Source organism: Pseudomonas sp. LBUM1647, from assembly GCF_059716175.1.
The window spans coordinates 5,218,390-5,237,554 of the sequence record NZ_CP166809.1; the positions used below are offsets into that span (position 1 = coordinate 5,218,390).

12 protein-coding genes are annotated in these 19,165 nt (G+C 61.0%); 9 read left to right on the forward strand and 3 right to left on the reverse strand.

The genetic code is table 11. The annotated features are described in order from the left end of the window. Positions 1–178: 178 nt before the first annotated feature. Positions 179–5,851: a retention module-containing protein gene (locus ACA059_RS24010; RefSeq protein ID WP_497631239.1), complete on the reverse strand. Its 5,673-nt coding sequence runs from the start codon at positions 5,849–5,851 to the stop codon at positions 179–181. Between the two features lie 592 nt (positions 5,852–6,443). Between ACA059_RS24010 and ACA059_RS24015 the strand changes: the two genes are divergently transcribed. The 3 genes from ACA059_RS24015 to ACA059_RS24025 all read left to right on the forward strand — a co-directional run bounded on the left by ACA059_RS24015 (position 6,444) and on the right by ACA059_RS24025 (position 11,474). Next, positions 6,444–7,802 carry a TolC family outer membrane protein gene (locus tag ACA059_RS24015; protein ID WP_497631240.1) on the forward strand — a complete coding sequence of 453 codons (1,359 nt, stop codon included), beginning with the start codon at positions 6,444–6,446 and terminating at the stop codon, positions 7,800–7,802. A 135-nt stretch (positions 7,803–7,937) separates the two neighbouring features. After that, entirely contained in the window at positions 7,938–10,097 is a 2,160-nt protein-coding gene (locus ACA059_RS24020; protein WP_497631241.1) for a type I secretion system permease/ATPase, read from the forward strand. Positions 10,098–10,106: 9 nt separating this feature from the next. After that, positions 10,107–11,474 (forward strand): HlyD family type I secretion periplasmic adaptor subunit, encoded by a 1,368-nt coding sequence (locus tag ACA059_RS24025; RefSeq protein WP_497631242.1) that lies wholly within the window; start codon positions 10,107–10,109, stop codon positions 11,472–11,474. A 139-nt stretch (positions 11,475–11,613) separates the two neighbouring features. Here ACA059_RS24025 and ACA059_RS24030 read toward each other — a convergent pair whose 3' ends face one another. Together ACA059_RS24030 and ACA059_RS24035 are read right to left on the reverse strand one after the other, a co-directional pair. Continuing rightward, a complete protein-coding gene (locus ACA059_RS24030) occupies positions 11,614–12,210 on the reverse strand; it encodes a tRNA-uridine aminocarboxypropyltransferase (RefSeq protein ID WP_497631243.1) in 597 nt (198 codons plus the stop codon). Positions 12,211–12,215: 5 nt separating this feature from the next. Continuing rightward, positions 12,216–13,109, reverse strand: a complete 894-nt coding sequence (locus ACA059_RS24035) for a LysR family transcriptional regulator (protein WP_007945995.1) — start codon at positions 13,107–13,109, stop codon at positions 12,216–12,218. Positions 13,110–13,461: 352 nt separating this feature from the next. Between ACA059_RS24035 and speB the strand changes: the two genes are divergently transcribed. The 6 genes from speB to ACA059_RS24065 all read left to right on the forward strand — a co-directional run bounded on the left by speB (position 13,462) and on the right by ACA059_RS24065 (position 19,048). Continuing rightward, positions 13,462–14,412 (forward strand): agmatinase, encoded by a 951-nt coding sequence (speB, locus tag ACA059_RS24040; RefSeq protein ID WP_497631244.1) that lies wholly within the window; start codon positions 13,462–13,464, stop codon positions 14,410–14,412. Positions 14,413–14,421: 9 nt separating this feature from the next. After that, on the forward strand, positions 14,422–14,829 hold the full coding sequence (locus tag ACA059_RS24045; RefSeq protein WP_033056105.1) for a YybH family protein: 408 nt from the start codon (positions 14,422–14,424) through the stop codon (positions 14,827–14,829). Between the two features lie 54 nt (positions 14,830–14,883). Beyond that, positions 14,884–16,395, forward strand: coding sequence for a purine-cytosine permease family protein (locus ACA059_RS24050; RefSeq protein ID WP_497631245.1), 1,512 nt, complete (start codon positions 14,884–14,886; stop codon positions 16,393–16,395). Positions 16,396–16,549: 154 nt separating this feature from the next. Next, on the forward strand, positions 16,550–17,929 hold the full coding sequence (locus ACA059_RS24055; protein ID WP_497631246.1) for a sodium:solute symporter family protein: 1,380 nt from the start codon (positions 16,550–16,552) through the stop codon (positions 17,927–17,929). A gap of 86 nt (positions 17,930–18,015) precedes the next feature. After that, positions 18,016–18,741 (forward strand): MBL fold metallo-hydrolase, encoded by a 726-nt coding sequence (locus tag ACA059_RS24060; RefSeq protein WP_497631247.1) that lies wholly within the window; start codon positions 18,016–18,018, stop codon positions 18,739–18,741. Positions 18,742–18,796: 55 nt separating this feature from the next. Beyond that, entirely contained in the window at positions 18,797–19,048 is a 252-nt protein-coding gene (locus ACA059_RS24065; protein WP_497631248.1) for an acyl carrier protein, read from the forward strand. The last annotated feature ends 117 nt before the right edge of the window (positions 19,049–19,165 follow it).

Here is a 19,165-nt window from a genome sequence, read left to right on the forward strand (position 1 = left end):
CGCGTGAAACTCAGGTTTTTGAGTGTGTTTCATAACTTGAGCCACGCACGGTCAGTCCCCTCTCCCTCTGGGAGAGGGTTAGGGTGAGGGATGGATTCCGAACTGAACGACTGAACCCACAAACACCAAAAAACCCGCCATCCCTTTCCACAGGGATGGCGGGTTTTGTCGTTTCAGATCACACCGTATCCACCTTCAACGAATGGTCATTCAACATCCCGTTGATAATCGTCGCCGTATCGTGCCCCCCCGCAATCACCCCACCCGCCCCCGGCGTTACGCCGTAGTGGCTGGCCAGGTTCACACCCGCCAGGTCGATGGTTTGATTCGGCGCGGCGCCAGCCATGGCGCTGACGTCGATGCTAGTCAGTACCGAAGCGCCGCTGCCAATGACTTTGAAGTGCAGGTAATCATCCAGCGACGCCGCGGTGCTGTTTTCCCCTTGCAGCAGTTGCGACAGGTCGAGTTTGTCGGTGCCCGGCGTGAAGTCGGTGACCACGTCGTGGCCGCTGTTGCCTTTGAGCCACTGGAAGGTGTCGGCACCGCTGCCGCCGGTGAGGGTGTTGTTGCCCAGGCCGCCAATGAGGAAGTCGTCGCCGCCCCCGCCGTTGAGCATGTCGTTACCCAGGCCGCCGTTGATGATGTTGCTATGGTTGTCGCCCGTGAGGCTGTCGTTGAAGTTTGAGCCGGTCAGGTTTTCGATCGCCGTCAGCGTGTCGGTCCCGCCCCCCCCGGTGTTCTGCGCACCGAGCACACCCAGATTGACCGTAACCCCGGCGGTGGCGTGGGCATAGCTCGCGGTGTCGACGCCGGTGCCGCCGTCGAGCAGGTCGTTGCCCGCACCGCTGTACAGCAAGTCATTGCCGGCGCCGCCGTGCATCTCGTTGTTGCCGGTGCCCGCCACCAACACATCATCGCCCGCCGTGCCGGTGAGGATGTGGCCGTCCTGATAGGTGATGGTCGCGGCGCCGCTATCGCTACCGCCATGGCTGTCGCTGTCGCTGGCGGTGTAGGTGCCGTGGGCATCTGGCGTGATGTCATGGGCGCCGGCGTAGTTGAGGGTCATGGTCAGTTGATAGTTTTCCGCCCCCTTCCCGCTGCTGCCCGGACCATCGTTGTCGATGTTGGTGATGTGGATCTGGTACGTGCCGTCCGCTGCGGCAGTGATGGTCTGGCCATCGGCGATGGCAATGAAAGCCCCACCGTTGACGGAGTACTCCATTGCGATGTGACCGCCCGCGAGGTCGTGATCCAGGTTAAGGGTTTCACCCTGTTTGAGGTTGACGGTGATGCGGTCCTCATCATTGGCATTGGCGACAGCGCCCAGATAACCGCTGACCACCAGCAGCGCAGTCATGGTCGCAGCATTGCCGACAAAGGCGCTCCGCACATCCACCAAGGCCTGGTTCGCCGCGTTGTTGCTGCTGGTGCCGGTGAAGTTGATCGCACCGGGGCCGGTGAAGTCCGCACCTTTGCCGGTATTGCCGGGGTCGCTGACGGTCACGGCGGTATCGCTGACCGCTTTGATGCAGCTGTCGCTGACATCGATAGTAATCGTGGTGGTTCTTTCGTCACCATCGCCATCGCGCAAGGTGTAGGTGAACACGTCGGTCGCACCGGGACCGTTCACGGCGTCCGGGTTGCTGTGGTAGACCGCGTTGCCCGCCGCATCCAGCGTCAGGTAACCGTAGGTGCCATTGATGTGGCTGTTAAGGCCGCCGATGGCCGAGGTCGAGGTGTCTGAACCGGCACGCACGCCGACCACCCCAATCCCATCGGCATCGCTGAAGTCGTTCACCAGCACGTTGCCACTGACGATGCCGCCCTCCGCTACCGAGGCAGCGTCAGGGTTGGCGGTCGGCAGGTCATCGACGATTTTGACCACGATGGTGCTGGTGGTGGAATGGCCCAGGGCGTCGGTGGCTTTGTAAGTGAAACTTTCGCTGAGGGTGTTCGCGCCATCGTCGGCGTGCGGCGTGGTGCTTGGCGCCGACGTCAGCGTGTAGGTGTAGGTGCCGTCGGGATTGAGCAGGATTTGGCCGTAGGTGCCAGTGGCGCTGCCGACCAGGGTGTAGGTGATTGCGCCGACCGCGCCGCTGACCGAACCGACCAGGGTGCCACTGGCGGTTTCAAGCGTGTGGCCCGGCTGACTCCCGGTGACGGTGCCGGGCGCCAAATCCTGGCCGTCCTGGTTCAGGTCGAGGGCTTTTTCGTAGACGGTCACGTCGTTGTCGCTGACGGCCGTGATGCAGCTGTTGTGCACGTCGATGGTGATGGTGGTGGTGCTTTGGTCACCGTCGGCATCGCGCACGGTGTAGGTGAACGTGTCGGTCGCCCCGGGGCCGCTCACGGCGTTCGGGTTGCTGTGGTACACGGCGTTGCCGTTGGCGTCCAGCGTCAGGTACCCGTAGGTGCCATTGATCTGAGTGTTCAGGCCGCCAACGGCTGAGGTCGAGGTGTCTGAACCGGCACGTACGCCGACCACCGCGCCTCCTGCGGCGAGGCCATCGGCGCCGCCGACGTCGTTCCACAACACGTTGCCACTGACAACACCGCCTTCGGCGACCGAAGCCTCGTCGGCATGAGCAGTCGGCATGTCATCAACGATCTTGACCACGATGGTGCTGGTGGTGCTGTTGCCCAGGGAGTCGGTGGCTTGGTAGGTGAAGCTTTCGCTCAGGGTATTCCCGCCATCGTTCGCATGCGGCGTGGTGCTGGGCGCCGACGTCAGCGTGTAGGTGTAGGAGCCATCGGGATTGATGAGGATCTGCCCGTAGGTGCCGGTGGCGCTGCCGACCAGGGTGTAGGTGATCGCACCGACCGCGCCGCTGACCGAGCCGACCAGCGTGCCACTGGCAGTTTCGCCGGTGCCGGGCAGGCTGCCGGTAACGGTGCCGGGCGCCAGATCCTGGCCATCCTGGTTCAGGTCGAGGGCTTTTTCGTAGACGGTCACGTCGCTGTCACTGACCGCGCTGATGGAGCTGTTGATCACGTCGATGGTGATGGTGGTGGTGCTTTGGTCACCGTCGGCATCGCGCACGGTGTAGGTGAACACGTCGGTCGCCCCGGGGCCGCTCACGGCGTTCGGGTTGCTGTGGTACACCGCGTTGCCGTTGGCGTCCAGCGTCAGGTAACCGTAGGTGCCATTGATCTGAGTGTTCAGGCCGCCAACGGCCGAGGTCGAGGTGTCGGAACCGGCACGTACGCCGACCACCGCGCCTCCTGCGGCGAGGCCATCGGCGCCGCCGACATCGTTCCACAGCACGTTGCCACTGACGGTGCCGCCTTCGGCGACCGAAGTCTCGTCGGCATGAGCAGTCGGCAGGTCATCGACGATTTTGACCACGATGGTGCTGGTGGTGCTGTTGCCCAGGGCGTCGGTGGCTTTGTAGGTGAAGCTTTCACTCAAGGTGTTGGCGCCGTCGTTCGCATGCGGCGTGGTGCTGGCCGGCGAGGTCAGGGTGTAGGTGTAGGAGCCGTCGGGATTGAGCAGGATTTGCCCGTAGGTGCCAGTGGCGCTGCCGACCAGGGTGTAGGTGATCGCACCGACCGCGCCGCTGACCGAACCGACCAGGGTGCCACTGGCGGTTTCGCCGGTGTTGCCCGGCAGGCTCCCGGTAACGGTGCCGGGCGCCAGGTCCTGGCCGTCCTGGTTCAGGTCGAGGGCCTTTTCGTAGACGGTCACGTCACTGTCGCTGACCGCTTGGATGCTGCTGTTGTGCACGTCGATGGTGATGGTGGTGGTGCTTTCGTCACCGTCGCGATCGCGTATGGTGTAGGTGAACACGTCCGTCGCCCCGGGGCCGCTCACGGCGTCCGGATTGCTGTGGTACACGGCGTTGCCGTTGGCATCCAGCGTCAGGTAACCGTAGGTGCCATTGATCTGGCTGTTGAGGCCGCCGATGACTGGGGTCGATGTGTCGGAACCGGCACGCACGCCGACCACCGCGCCCCCTGCGGCGGGGCCATCGGCGCCGGTGACATCGTTCCCCAGCACGCTGCCGCTGATGATGCCGCCCTCTGCGACCGAAACCGCGTCGGGGTTGGCGGTCGGCAGGTCATCGACGATGTTGACGTTGATTTGCCCGGTCGCCGTGCTGCCGTCGGTATCGGTGGCAACGACGTCGAAGTTCTCGTAGATGCTGTTGGCGCCATCGGCATTGGGGTGGTCGCTGTCGTAATTCAGTGTGTAGCTGTAGCTCACCACGCCCGTGGCCGGGTCGTAACCGGTGATGGTGAAGGTGGCGCCCGTCCAGGTGGTGGCGGATAGCGGGAAACCTACCGCCACCCCACCGCTGACCACCGCGACGCCGCTCACGGTCAGGGTTTGCAGGCCATCCGGTGCGTTGACGGTGAAGGTGCCGCTCTGGGTCAGGGCCTGAGTATCAGGGTCGGTGCCGGAGGTGAGGTTTTTTTCGTAGACGGTGAGTTCGCCGCCTTCGACGTTCAGACCGCCAATCGTGACCGGGTCATCGTTGTTATGGATGTTCAGCACAAGCTTGGCAGTGCTGGTGTCGCCGTCGGCATCGGTCAGGGTGTAGGTGAAGGTTTCGGTCCCGCTGCCACCCACGTGCAGGGCTTTGAAGTCTGCGTCGCCGGTGTTCAGGGTGTAGGTGTATGTGCCGTTGGCGTTGAGCACCAGGGTGCCGTAAATCCCGGAGAACGTGCCTGCGGTGATCGGCCCGGTACTTTCCCCGGTGGTCACGCGGTCGGCACCTTGCACATCGTTGGTCAGCACATTGCCATTGAGCGTCAGTAAGGTTTCCGACGCGGTGCTGAGATGGCTGTCATCGACCGCCTTGGGTACGTCATCGGTGATGTTGACGTCCAGGGAACCGGTGGTGGTATCGCCATTGCTGTCGCCGGCTACTACGGTGAAGTGTTCGCTGAGGTTGTTGGTGCCGTCACCGGCCGGATGGGTTTCATTGTCGGTGAGGGTGTAGCGGTAACTCACAACCCCCGTGGCCGGGTTGTAGCCGGTGACGGTCAGGGTGTTGCCCAACGGGGTGGTGATCGATTGCGGGAAGCCTGCGGCAACGCCGCCGCTGATCACGTTGACCCCACCGATGTTCAGGCTGGTCAGCCCGTCAGGAGCAGACACGCTGAACGTGCCTGTCTTGGTCAGTGCCCCAGGGTTGGGGGCCGAACCGTCGGCCAGGTTGGCCTCATTGAGGGTCAGTTCGCCCCCTGCCACCGACAGGCCGGTGAGGGTCACCGGATTGTTCGGCACATCAGGAACAACCGGTACTACAGGAACAACCGGTGTCACAGGAAGATCGCCTGTGCCTCCTGAACCACCGGAACCACCTGAACCGCCTGCACCGTTGTCGCCGTTGTCCGGGTCACCGGCTAGCCGTTCCAGGGGAACCACGGGAATGCCGTTGAAGCCTGCGGTAGGAAAACCAATGGTCGGATCGACTCGCCCGCCCACCTCTTCGAGCATGACAAAACTATGGCCACCGCCCAGTGCACCACCAGGTGCGCCGGTCGAAGCAGGTCCGGCCGCCGTGGGGTCAGCCGTCTGGGTCGGGTCGTCGCCGGCAGCGATCGCTTTTTGCAGTTGCTCGACATCGGTCAATTGCGACTGAGTCGGCGTCACCGCTTCAGCAGTGTCCACATGGGGCGCCTGATGCGCGAGTAACTGGGGCGTCATCTCCAGACTGCTGCCACGCCCAAGTGTCAGTTCCTGGCCATTTTGCAGATGCACCGCCACCGCGCCTTCGGCCCCGGTGACCAGTTGATCGCCGGCGAATAACCGGTCCCCCTCGACTAGCGCGCGTCGGGTGCCATCGCTCGCAACCGCGAACACCTGACCAATGATCTTACTGACAATACCGATGAGCGTAGCCATGTGCACTTCCTCCGCTGCCAACCGCTGTCGGCATCCTGTTTTTGCGAAGAACGTGCTCATGGCTCCAACGGGTTGCCGGGCGGAATCGCCTGTTGGCAGCGGTTACCTGAAGTAAGCCGCTGCCCTGGCGCCGTTCTCGCCAAGCGTGCCGCTCGCGGGCGACGTGTCTGCTGCTGGATAAAAACCCTCTGCAATCAATGGCATCGGGATCCAATTGCGCAACACGTCACCGTTTGAGCGATGCGTAACGGTTTTGATCCACCAAGGCGACAAAAAACCGTCACCTCAAAACCGTCCGCTTCCCTCCCCTCCAGCACTTCCCCGCCCTATATCGATATGTGGTTTGGAACTTTCCTCAAGCCCTGCCGAGCGCCCTAACGCTCGTAAATAAAGGGCTTTCGCAGTGAACAATGTGCTGGATTTTACGGAGCGCATAAGTTTTTTTTGGCATAAGCCTTATGAAAAATTCTTCTATGGTTTTCCCCAGAATGTTCTTAGCTCTGTTGTTACAAGCATGAAACGGTTTTCACTATAAATGCCGTCAAATATTTGGCGACTAATAAGCACCATTAGGAATCAGGGAGAGGCACCCATGCGCGTATTAACCCCCCTCTGCAGCGCAATTCTGCTGGCCATGGCCTGCACTTCTCAGGCTCAAGCCATGTCATTGACGGAGGCGATTCAGAGCACCATCGCGACCCACCCGGAGCTGGCGTCGCGGGTAGACAGCCGCCTCTCGGCCGATGAGCAAGTGAAAGTCGCCAAGGGAGGATTTTATCCATCGGTTGATCTGAATGCCGCCTACGGGCGCGGGTACAGCGATAACACCAACACCCGGGCATTCGGCAATCACCACACCGAAATCCTGACCTACACCCAATCGGAATTGCGTCTGCGGCAAATGCTCTTCGATGGTTTCAACACCTCCAACGAAGTCCAGCGCACCAAAGGCGTGGTCAATTCCCGGGCCTATTACGCTCAGGGCACCGCTCAGGATCTGGCCCTGCGTACCATCGAGGTCTACCTCGAAGTGCTCAAGCGCCGCGAACTGGTGACCCTGGCCACGAACAACCTGCAAGCTCACCTGCGGGTCAACGATCAGATCGGTCTGCGCACCCAGCGTGGTATCGGCAGCACCGCCGACTCCGACCAGTCCGTCGCTCGCCGGGCACTGGCGCAAAACAACCTCGACACCGCTGAAGTCGATCTGGCGGATGCCGAGTCCAACTTCTACGCCGTCGTGGGGCGCCTGCCCGATGAGCTCGAAGCCCCGCCCTCGACCCGCGGCGAACTGCCCGCCACCCTGCAGGAAGCCCAGCAAAGCATGGTGGAAAACAACCCCTACCTGAAATCCGCCCAGGCCGATGTGCAATCGGCCGAGAGCCAGTACGAAGTTTCCAAGTCGCCGTTCTACCCTCGCTTCGACGCCGAAGCCGCCGTGGGTGCGAACAACAACGTGCAGGGCGATGAAGGCCACGACAACGAATGGCGAGTCGGCGTGGTGATGAACTACAACCTGTTCCGCGGTGGCAGCGACAAGGCTCGTCTGGCCTCCAATGCGCACCAGATCAACCAGGCAATGGACATCCGCAACAATGCCCTGCGCCAACTCAACGAGAACATTCACCTGGCCTGGAACGCCATGGTCAACGCCAAGAAACAAACCCCGACCGCCCGCGAATACGCGGACACCAGCCGACGCGTGCGCGTGGCGTATCAGGACCAGTTCGGCCTCGGCCAACGCACCCTGCTCGACCTGCTGGACAGTGAAAACGAGCTCTACAACGCCAACCGCCGCTACACCGAAGTGCGCTACACCGAGGAGTACTCGATGTACCGCGTGCTGGCGAACATGGGTCAGTTGCTGAGCAAACAACGGGTGGTGTTGCCCGCCGATGCGATCGCCTCCACGGAAGTAAAAAACGAAGCCCGTTTGCCTGAACTCAAATGAAGTAACCCCCGTAGGAGCTGCCGAAGGCTGCGATCTTTTGATCTAGATCCTAAAAAAACAAGATCAAAAGATCGCAGCCTGCGGCAGATCCTACAGAGAGATGTGTAGATACCTATGCCAACGGGAGCGATCAATGTGACCAGCATGGAACCCGGCAACATCAGTGTCGATCCGCGCCTGAGCTTCGATGACCCGCTTCTGGACGGTCTGCTGATCCTCTGCAAACTCCATGGCGCGACGGTCAGTCGCGCCAGCCTGAGTGCCGGGCTCCCCCTGAACAAACAACGTTTGAGCCTGGACCTGCTGCCTCGCGCAGCGGCCCGGGCCAGTTTGCAGGCGCGATTGCTGCGCCGTGAACTGGCGGACATTTCCGCCCTCAACCTGCCTGTAATGCTGATCCTCAACAACGGCCGTACTGCCGTTCTACGACGCTTTGGCGATGACGGACAGTTGTTGATATTGCCGAGCGAAGCCGACGGCGGTGAACAATGGGTCAGTCGCGATGAGCTGGCCGAGAATTACAGCGGCCAGGCCTTGTTCGCGCGGCCACGGCATGAACTCGAAGACTTGCGTTCGCCGCTGGTGCCGCGGGTTGAGGCGTGGTTTCGCGACACCTTGAAGCTGTCGAAGTGGCTGTACAGCGACGCGATTCTGGCGAGTTTTCTGATCAACCTGCTGGGGCTGATGGTGCCGCTGTTCGTGATGCAGACCTACGACCGGGTGGTGCCGAACCAGGCCACGTCGACGTTGTGGGTGCTGTCCATCGGCTTGCTGATCGGCACCGGTTTCGAACTGGTGCTGCGGGTGGTCCGCGCGCACCTGCTGGACACCGCCGGGAAGAAAACCGACGTGATCCTTTCGGCCACGTTGTTCGAACGCATTACCGGCATGGCGATGAAAGCGCGGCCGGCGACCATTGGTGGTTTCGCCCAAAGCATCCATGACTTCCAGGGCCTGCGGGAATTCCTCACCGCCGTGACCCTGACCAGCCTGATCGACCTGCCCTTTGCCGTGCTGATGCTGGTGGTGATCGGCTTGCTCGGCGGCTGGCTGGTGGTAATTCCGGTGTTGGCGTTTCCAATCACGATCATCTTCGCGATGGTGATCCAGGTGCGCCTGCGCGACACCGTGCAGAAAAGCCTGAGCCTGGGCGCCGAACGCCAGGCGCTGCTGATCGAAACCCTCGGCGGTCTGGAAACCCTCAAAGCCTGCAGCGCCGAAAGCGAACGCCAGCACAAATGGGAAAGCACCCACGGCGCCCTCACCCGCCTCGATAGCCATGCGCGCAACCTCTCGGCACTGGCCACCAACGGCACGCTGTTCCTCCAGCAATTCTCCGGCATGGCGACCATCGTCGCCGGGGTCTACAGCATCATCGCCGGCAACCTCAGCGTCGGCGCGCTGGTGGCGACCTACATGCTCGGCAGCCGGGTGCTCGCGCCGCTGGGGCAGATTGCCGGTTTGATCACCCGCTACCAGCAAGCGCAACTGACCATGAAAAGCACCGATGCGCTGATGTCCTTGCCGCAAGAACGCGACGCCAAACAACGGCCGCTGGAACGCACACAACTGCAAGGCGCGATAGACGTCAGCAGTGTGACGTTCCACTACAACGGCCAGAACGCTCCGGCGTTGGCCAACATCAGCTTCAGCGTGAAACCCGGCGAGCGGATCGGCATCATCGGTCGCAGCGGCTCAGGCAAAAGTACGCTGGCGCGGCTGGTAATGGGTTTCTACGCACCGGAAGAAGGACAGTTGCTGCTCGATGGCCTGGACTTGCGGCAACTGGACGTCGCCGACCTGCGCCAGCAAATCGGTTACGTCGCCCATGACCTGCCACTGTTGGCCGGCAGCCTTCGCGACAACCTGACCCTCGGCGCACGCTACATCAGCGATTCACGGATGCTCGAAGTCGCCGAACTGACCGGCGTCACCGAGCTGGCCCGTCAGCATCCGCAAGGCTTCGACCGGCCGGTGGGGGAACGCGGACAACTGCTGTCCGGCGGGCAACGTCAGGCGGTGTTGCTGGCCCGCGCCTTGTTGCTGGATCCGCCGATCATGTTGCTCGACGAACCCACCAGTGCCATGGACAACAGCAGCGAAGACGTTCTGCGACAAAAACTCCACCGTTGGGTCCAGGGTAAAACCCTCCTGCTGGTGACCCACCGTACCTCGATGCTCAGCCTGGTGGATCGCCTGGTGGTGCTGGACAACGGGCGGATCGTCGCCGACGGTCCGAAAGAAGTGGTCATCGATGCACTGCGCAAGGGCCGTGTCGGCTCTGCGGCTGTCTAGGAGCTAGCCATGGCCCGTTCATCATCCGACGTTTCAAAGGATCGCGGCTACTTCGGCAGCTTCAGCAAAAGCGCGGAAAGCGAATACATGCCGGAAACCGCCGGCGCCTCGTTGCAGGATTCGCCACGCTGGTCGCGGATCACTGTGTGGTTGGCGGCTGCGCTGATTATCACGGCTGTGGTCTGGGCCAAGTTTGCGGTGCTGCAGGAAGTGACCATGGGCGAAGGCAAGGCGATTCCGTCGAGCAAGGTACAGGTGATCCAGAACCTGGAGGGCGGCATCGTCACTGAGATCTTCGTTCGCGAAGGGCAAATGGTGAACAAGGGCGACACCTTGCTGCGCCTCGATGACACTCGATTCCTGTCGAACAAGGGCGAAAGCGAGGCGGATCGTTATGCGCTGACCGCGCAGGTCGAACGGCTGTCGGCTGAAGCGGAAGGCCGTCCGTTCAAGCTCTCTCCCGAAGTGATCGCCAAGGCGCCGCAAGTGGCCGAAGACGAGCGCTCGCTGTACGAACAACGGCAACGTCGACTGGCCAGCGAACAGCGCACCTTGAGTGAGCAACTTCGGCAAAAAACCCAGGAACTGGCAGAGTTCCGCTCCAAACAGGGCCAATTCAGTTCAAGCCTGGCGCTGCTGCAACAAGAGATGAACATGTCCGCGCCGCTGGTGGGCACCGGGGCGGTTTCGCCGGTGGAAATCTTGCGACTCAAACGCAGTGCGGTGGAGATTCGCGGCTCATTGAACGCTACGACCCTGGCGATTCCCCGTGCGGAATCGGCGATCAATGAGATCAAAAGCAAGATTGACGAGTCCGAACAATCCTTCCGCTCCGACGCGGCGAAAGAGCTGAATGAAAAACGCACCGACCTGTCGAAAATCACGGCCTCGAGCATTGCTATCGATGACCGCGTAACCCGCACCACGGTGGTGTCGCCGGTTCACGGAATTATCAAAGTGCTGAAGGTCAACACCATCGGCGGCGTGGTCCAACCGGGCAGCGACATGGTGGAAATCGTGCCCATTGAAGACAACTTGCTGATCGAAGCCAAGGTCCGGCCGCAGGACGTGGCGTTTCTGCACCCGGGGCAGAAAGCGATGGTCAAGTTCAGTGCTTACGACTACACGATTTATGGGGGGTTGAGTGCGAAGCTGGAGTTGATTGGCGCGGACACGATTACGGATGACAAGGGCAACAGCTTTTATTTGATTCAGGTGAGGACGGATAAGAATCACTTGGGCGGGGATGTGAAACCGTTGCTGATCATTCCGGGGATGGTGGCGACGGTGGACATCATCACCGGGGAGAAAAGCGTGCTGGATTACCTGCTGAAGCCAGTGCTTAAGGCCCGGACTGAGGCGATGCGCGAAAGATAGTTTCTGGTTAGATTTATTGGTGATTGTTCCACCGCTTTCGCGAGCAGGCTCGCTCCCACAGTGGATCGCATTTCTTCTGGAAGAACTCAGTCAACTGTGGGAGCGAGCCTGCTCGCGAAGAGGCCCTCAAAAACAACGACTATTTCGGCTCATGATTGCGCTGGTAGGTCTCCTCCCCCATCGCCGAAATCTGCCCCTCGATCAACGCCTCGAACGGTTTTAACAACGGTTCGAAAGTGGTCGGTGCTTCGAGGGTCTGCAATGCCTGAACAATCGCCTCCACCGTCGACAACGCGCCCGGCCCCGGAGCCTTGCGCAATCGATATCTCGACACCCCGCCCTGCGCCAACGTCACCCTCGGCAGCGCCGCCAGCAGCGGGTTGAGGTGCAGCATCTTGCGCGCCTTGCGCCAGGTGCCGTCCGGGACGACCAGCAATAACGGCTGATCATTTGCCGCGTAAGTCTGCAACGGCTGCGCATCATCGGCAGGAAACAGCAGCCGCGCCTGATAACCCGGCTGATTCAACAATGCCGGCAAATCCTCGAACACCTCACCCACTATCAGCTCGGCATTCCTCAACCCCAATGCCGCCAACCGTGCGGTGTTCAGCGCATGGTTCACTTCGCTCGGATGCTGCAACAGCAACACCCGGGTGCGGCTGTCGAGGCTCGGAATCAGCGGGCACAGGCAATGGGTTTGCGGACGCAGGCAGCGCGGACATTGGATTCTGGACATTTTTTTCAAGCCTGATTCAGTTGCGCTTTGAGCAAATCGCGAAAGGTCTGGATCAGCGGCTCGCGGCTGCGGCCACGACGCACGATCATCGAAAACGGCGCCTGATAGCCGAAGGTCGCCGGCAGCAGCACCCGCAAATCGCCCTTATCCGCCCAAGCCTGCGCGTAGTGCTCCGGCAGGTAACCGATGTAGGCGCCCGACAGCACTAGAATCAGCTGCGCCTCCATACTTTCCACCGTCGCCGCGCTGTGCTTGAAACCGTGACGTGCCAGTTCCGCCTGGCTCCAGTAGCCGCGGCCAACCATGCGTTGCTGAGTGATGACTTGCTCGGGAATGCGCCGCTCGGTGAACAGCGGATGACGACTGCTGCAATACAACCAGTGTTGTTCGCGGTACAGCGGCATGTAGACCAGACCGCTCATGCGCGTGGAGAACGCGCCGATGGCCAGGTCGAGACGGTTATCCTGCACGCCGAGTTGCAGTTCGTAAGGGCTCATCACCGAGAGGTGCAAATGCACGGCCGGGTGTTCCTGGCTGTAGGCGCCAATGGCTTCGGCGAAGGGCAAGGCCTTGTCGCTGACGGTGGAGTCGATGACGCCGAGGTTCAAGGTGCCGCGCAGTTCGCCTTTGAGGGCGGCAGCGTATTGCTCGAAGCCTTCGAGCTCGCCTAATAGACGCAAGGTTTCCTGATGGAACAACTCACCCTTGCTGGTCAGGCTGAAACCACCACGGCCGCGATGGCACAGCACCAGGCCGAGGGCGGCTTCGAGCTGGCTCATGTAGGTGCTGATGGCCGAGGTCGAGAGGTTGAGCTCCTGCTGGGCGTTGGCAAACCCCTGATGGCGAACCACGCTGACGAAGATGCGTAAAAGTTTCAGGTCGGGTAACGCGTTGGCCATGAGGGCTCCAAACACCAGTCGAATTTCAATCCTGTGGCGAGGGGATTTATCCCCGTTGGGTGGCGAAGCCGCCCCCCAAAAATCTCAAACTTGTTGTGTCAGACAGAACGGGGGTGATGTTTTGCGACTGCTACGCAGCCGAACGGGGATAAATCCCCTCGCCACAGAAGATCAGCGCATGGCGAGAGTCTATCGCCGCCGCGGCCATTAGTTTAGAAAAATCTGAACTAAGTATTTGCCCGTAGCGATTCTTCCCGGCCACTACATTTCGCAGAATCGGCCCACAGCGGTGCCCGTGTCCCCCCGACCGGTCAACCGACATAAATAAAACAACGACGATGAGGCCCTACCCGTGGACAAGATTCTTCACCAACCACTGGGCGGCAATGAAATGCCGCGCTTCGGCGGCATCGCCACCATGATGCGACTTCCCCATGTGCCAACCGCTGCCGGTCTGGATGCTGCCTTCGTTGGCGTCCCTCTGGACATCGGCACGTCTCTGCGCCCTGGCACCCGTTTCGGACCTCGAGAAATCCGCGCTGAATCGGTAATGATCCGCCCGTACAACATGGCTACCGGCGCTGCACCGTTCGACTCGCTGTCGGTTGCCGACATCGGCGACGTCGCGATCAACACGTTCAACCTGCTGGACGCCGTACGGATCATCGAAGAGTCCTACCACAAAATCCTCGAACACAATGTGATCCCCCTGACCCTGGGCGGCGACCACACCATCACCCTGCCAATCCTGCGTGCGATCCATAAGAAGCACGGCAAGATTGGCCTGGTGCACATCGACGCTCACGCCGATGTGAACGATCACATGTTCGGCGAGAAAATCGCCCACGGCACCACCTTCCGTCGCGCTGTCGAAGAAGGCCTTCTGGACTGTCACCGCGTGGTGCAAATCGGCCTGCGCGCTCAGGGCTACACCGCTGACGACTTCAACTGGAGCCGCAACCAGGGCTTCCGTGTGGTTCAGGCCGAAGAGTGCTGGCACAAATCCCTGGCCCCGCTGATGGCCGAAGTTCGCGAGAAAGTCGGCGGCGGTCCGGTGTACCTGAGTTTCGACATCGACGGCATCGACCCTGCCTGGGCACCGGGCACCGGCACCCCGGAAATCGGTGGTCTGACGACCATTCAGGCAATTGAAATCGTTCGCGGCTGCCAAGGCCTCGACCTGGTCGGTTGCGATCTGGTAGAAGTCTCGCCCGCTTACGACACCACCGGCAACACCTCGCTGCTGGCCGCCAACCTGCTGTACGAAATGCTCTGCGTACTGCCTGGCGTGGTCCACCGCTGAGGATTGGTCGTGAACGAACGTGATCAGGTACTCAAGGCCGCTGCCGATCTGGTAACCGCCTTTGCCCGTAATGATCGCGAAGCCTACTTCGGCGCCTTCAGCGCCGATGCCAGCTTCGTGTTCTACACCCTCGAACAGCCCCTGCTGTCGCGCGATGCCTATCAGGCGTTGTGGGACACCTGGCGCTCGGAGGATGGCTTCGAGGTGCTTTCGTGCACCTCGAGCAACGCCTTCGTCAGCCTGCAGGGTGACGTGGCGATTTTCATTCATGACGTAGCCACCGAGCTGCGCATGCAAGGGGAGCAACACTTCAGCCAGGAGCGCGAGACGATTGTGTTTCGCCGACAACAACAAGGCCTATGGCTGGCCTGCCACGAACATTTGTCCGCGATGCCGGAAGGGCTGCCAACCCCTTAGCCAAACAGGTGACGCTCACACACGATGAGCGCGCCTTTATGATCGGAGCTGATCATGAATAACAACAACAAAGACCAAAGCCTTACGCACATTGAAACCTACGGGGTCGAACAGATCCCGGACAGCGAACGCACCGCAGGCCCGACGGATTTGTTCCGAATGATCTTTGGGGGTTCCAACACCTTTGCCACCGCCGTGCTCGGCAGTTTCCCGGTACTGTTCGGCCTGTCTTTTCAGGCGGGCGTCTGGGCGATTGTGCTGGGTGTGTTGCTGGGCTCGCTGATCCTCGCGCCAATGGGCCTGTTCGGCCCGATCAATGGCACTAACAACGCCGTGTCTTCCGGTGCGCACTTCGGCGTGCACGGGCGGATCGTCGGTTCGTTTCTGTCGCTGTTGACCGCCATCGCCTTCTTCTCGCTCTCGGTGTGGAGTTCGGGTGATGCACTGATCGGTGGCGCCAAGCGCTTGATCGGTCTGCCGGAAACCGACCTGACCCTGGGCTTGGCCTACGGTCTGTTCGCGATCCTGGTACTGACAGTCTGCATCTACGGCTTCCGCTTCCTGCTGTGGGTCAACAAGATCGCAGTGTGGAGTGCCAGCTTGCTGTTCCTGCTGGGCATCTTCGCCTTCGTCGGTCCGTTCGATGTGAACTACGCCGGCACCGTCAGCATGGGTCAACCGGGTTTCTGGGCGGCCTTCATCGGCGCGGCGCTGGTGGCGATGAGCAACCCGATTTCCTTCGGCGCGTTCCTCGGTGACTGGTCGCGTTACATCCCGCGTGACACCTCCAAGCGCCGCATCATGGCCGCCGTGGTGATCTCGCAGATCGCGACCTTCATCCCGTTCCTGTTCGGCCTCGCCACCGCCACCATCGTAGCGATCAAGGCGCCGGACTACATCGCGGCCAACAACTACGTCGGCGGCCTGCTGGCCGTTTCACCGAGCTGGTTCTTCCTGCCGGTGTGCCTGATTGCGGTGATCGGCGGCATGTCCACCGGCACCACCTCGCTCTATGGCACCGGGCTGGACATGTCCAGCGTGTTCCCGCGGGTACTGTCGCGGGTCAAGGCAACGTTGCTGATCGGCGTGATGTCGATTGCCTTCATCTTCATCGGGCGCTTTGCGGCGAACCTGGTGCAGAGCGTGTCGACCTTCGCCGTACTGATCATCACCTGCACCACTCCGTGGATGGTGATCATGATCATCGGTCTGCTGGTGCGTCGCGGCTTCTACTGCCCGGATGACCTGCAAGTGTTCACCCGCGGCGAGAAAGGTGGCCGCTACTGGTTCACGCATGGCTGGAACTGGCGTGGGCTGGGTGCCTGGATCCCGAGTGCAGCGGTGGGTTTGTGCTTTGTGAACCTGCCTGGGCAGTTCGTGGGTCCGCTCGGTGAACTGGCCGGCGGCATCGACATTAGCCTGCCGGTCACCCTTGGCCTGGCGTCGCTGGTGTACCTCGCGCTGTTGAGCCTGTTCCCGGAATCGGCCGCGGTGTTCGGTCCAAACGATGAACGCAGCAAGGGCACGGATTCGCTCGCTAAACCGGCGATGCGACAAGTCGCCTGATTCAACACATTACCTGTGGGAGCGGGCTTGCCCGCGAAGCCGGCGGCACATCCAACATTGATGTGACTGACAGACCGCTTTCGCGAGCAAGCCCGCTCCCACAAGGGATTGATTTTCGCCTCACCATAAAAAAGACAATCGGAGACACGCCATCATGGCTTTGGATTTATTCGTCGTACTCATCTACGCCGCCGCGATGCTGATACTCGGCTACTACGGCATGCGCAAGGCCAAGACCAACGAAGACTTTTTGGTCGCCGGTCGCAACCTCGGCCCGAGCCTGTACATGGGCACCATGGCCGCCACCGTTCTGGGCGGCGCGTCCACCGTCGGCACCGTGCGCCTGGGCTACGTCCATGGCATCTCCGGTTTCTGGCTCTGCGCGGCCCTCGGTTGCGGGATCGTGGCACTGAACCTGTTCCTCGCCAAACCGCTGCTGAAACTGAAGATCTACACCGTTACCCAGGTGCTGGAAAAACGCTACAACCCGATGGCCCGCTCCGCGAGCGCGGTGATCATGCTGGCGTATGCGCTGATGATCGGCGTGGTCTCGATCCTGGCCATTGGCACCGTGCTGCAAGTGCTGTTCGACCTGCCGTTCTGGCTGTCGGTATTGGTCGGCGGTGGCGTGGTGGTGATTTATTCGGCGATCGGCGGCATGTGGTCCCTGACCCTGACCGACATCGTCCAGTTCGTGATCAAGACCGTGGGCCTGATGTTCATCCTGTTGCCAATATGCCTGTACCGCGTCGGTGGTTGGGATGAGTTGGTGTTGAAACTGCCGGCAACCGCCTTCAGCTTCACCACGATTGGCTGGGACACCATCATCACCTACTTCATGATCTACTTCTTCGGGATCCTGATCGGCCAAGACATCTGGCAGCGTGTGTTCACCGTCAAGAGTGCCAAAGTGGCTCAGGTCGCCGGTACATTCGCAGGCTTCTACTGCATCCTTTACGGACTGGCCTGCGCCCTGATCGGCATGGCCGCTCATGTGCTGATCCCGGACCTGGACAACGTCAACAACGCCTTCGCCGCCATCGTCAAACTGTCCCTGCCGGACGGTATCCGTGGCCTGGTGATCGCCGCTGCCCTGGCGGCCATGATGTCCACCGCCAGCGCCGGCCTGCTCGCCGCCGCCACCACCCTGACCGAAGACCTGCTTCCGAAACTGCGCGGCGGTAAACAGTCGACTCTGGGCATCAACCGCCTGTTCACCCTGTTGACCGGCATCGTTGTACTCGGCATCGCGCTGGTCGTGAATGACGTGATCAGCGCCCTGACCCTGGCGTACAACCTGTTGGTGGGCGGCATGCTGATCCCGTTGATCGGTGCGATTTTCTGGAAACGCGCAAACACCGCCGGCGCTATCGCCAGCATGGGCATGGGCTTCGCAACAGCGTTGCTGTTCATGTTCAAAGACGGTCTGGATGCCAACACCCCGATCTACTACAGCCTCGGCGTAGGTCTGGTGAGTTTCGTTGTGGTCAGCTTGCTGTCCCCTCGCCCTGCAGCGGTGGCCAGCGCCGCCTAAGCTGAACATAACGACTTTGATGCTTTCTTCGACGGGTGTGGCGTCGGTTGCCACACCCGTTTTTTTTCGCCTGGAGAAAACCTTTGATGAAGATTGTTTCTCGCGACCAGTGGTTTGAAGTTAAACAGCTCAGTGACGGCATTCGCCTGATTCACGAGCCTTACATCCGCCCCTTCTATCGCTGCAATCTCTGGCACATCCAGGGCCGCGACAAGGACTTGCTGCTCGACAGCGGTTCCGGGCTGGTCAGCCTGCGCGAGCAACTGCCGTGGATCACCGAACGTCCGTTGGTAGCTGTGGCCAGCCATTGCCATTTCGACCACATCGCTGGCCATCACGAATTCCCCGAACGGCTGGTGCATCCGGCTGAAGCACAGATCCTCGCCGCGCCGGACGGCGAAAACACCTTGAGCACGGCGTTTGTCGGCGACGAGATGTTCGAGGCGCACCCGGATTGCCCGTTGTGCTACGCCGAGTATCGGGTCAAAGCTGCCCCAGCCACCGGCCTGATCGAAGAAGGTGACGTGCTGGATCTGGGCAACCGCACATTACAAGTGCTGCATACGCCGGGGCATTCACCGGGCGGCATCAGCCTGTACGAAGCCGCGACCGAGACGCTGTTCAGCGGCGACATCATCTACGACGGGCCGCTGATCGAAGACGCCTACCACTCCAACCTCGACGACTACGCCCGCAGCCTGCAGCGTTTGCGCGAGTTGCCGATCCGCACGGTGCATGGCGGGCATTTCGGGAGTTTTTCCGGGGAACATTTGCGCACAATGATTGACGAGTGGCAGCGCTTGCACGCCTGAAGCCTGCTGTACTCAGCCCCAGGGACAACAATAATAACGCCCTCGAAGAACCACCATGAAAAGAGCTGCCGTTCGTGCCGTCGTGCATCGTTTCATCAGCCGCCTGCTGGAGGGTCAGGATGACTTCGACGACAACGCGAGCCTGGCACAATTGGGATTGGATAAAGAAGATATCGAAGAGCTGATCTTCCATCTGGAAGATGAGCTGGGTTTGACAGCGTTTACGGCTGAGGAAGATCAGATGCTCAAGACCGCCAGGACGGCGAATGACTTGAGCCGGTTTTTGATGGAGATCGGAAGGCATTGACCTGTAGACCGCCAAGATCGCAGCCTTCGACAGCTCCTACAGGTACACGGGCAATCGCAGCATTGGCGCTACTCCCTGTAGGAGCTGCCGAAGGCTGCGATCTTTTAGGCCTTGACG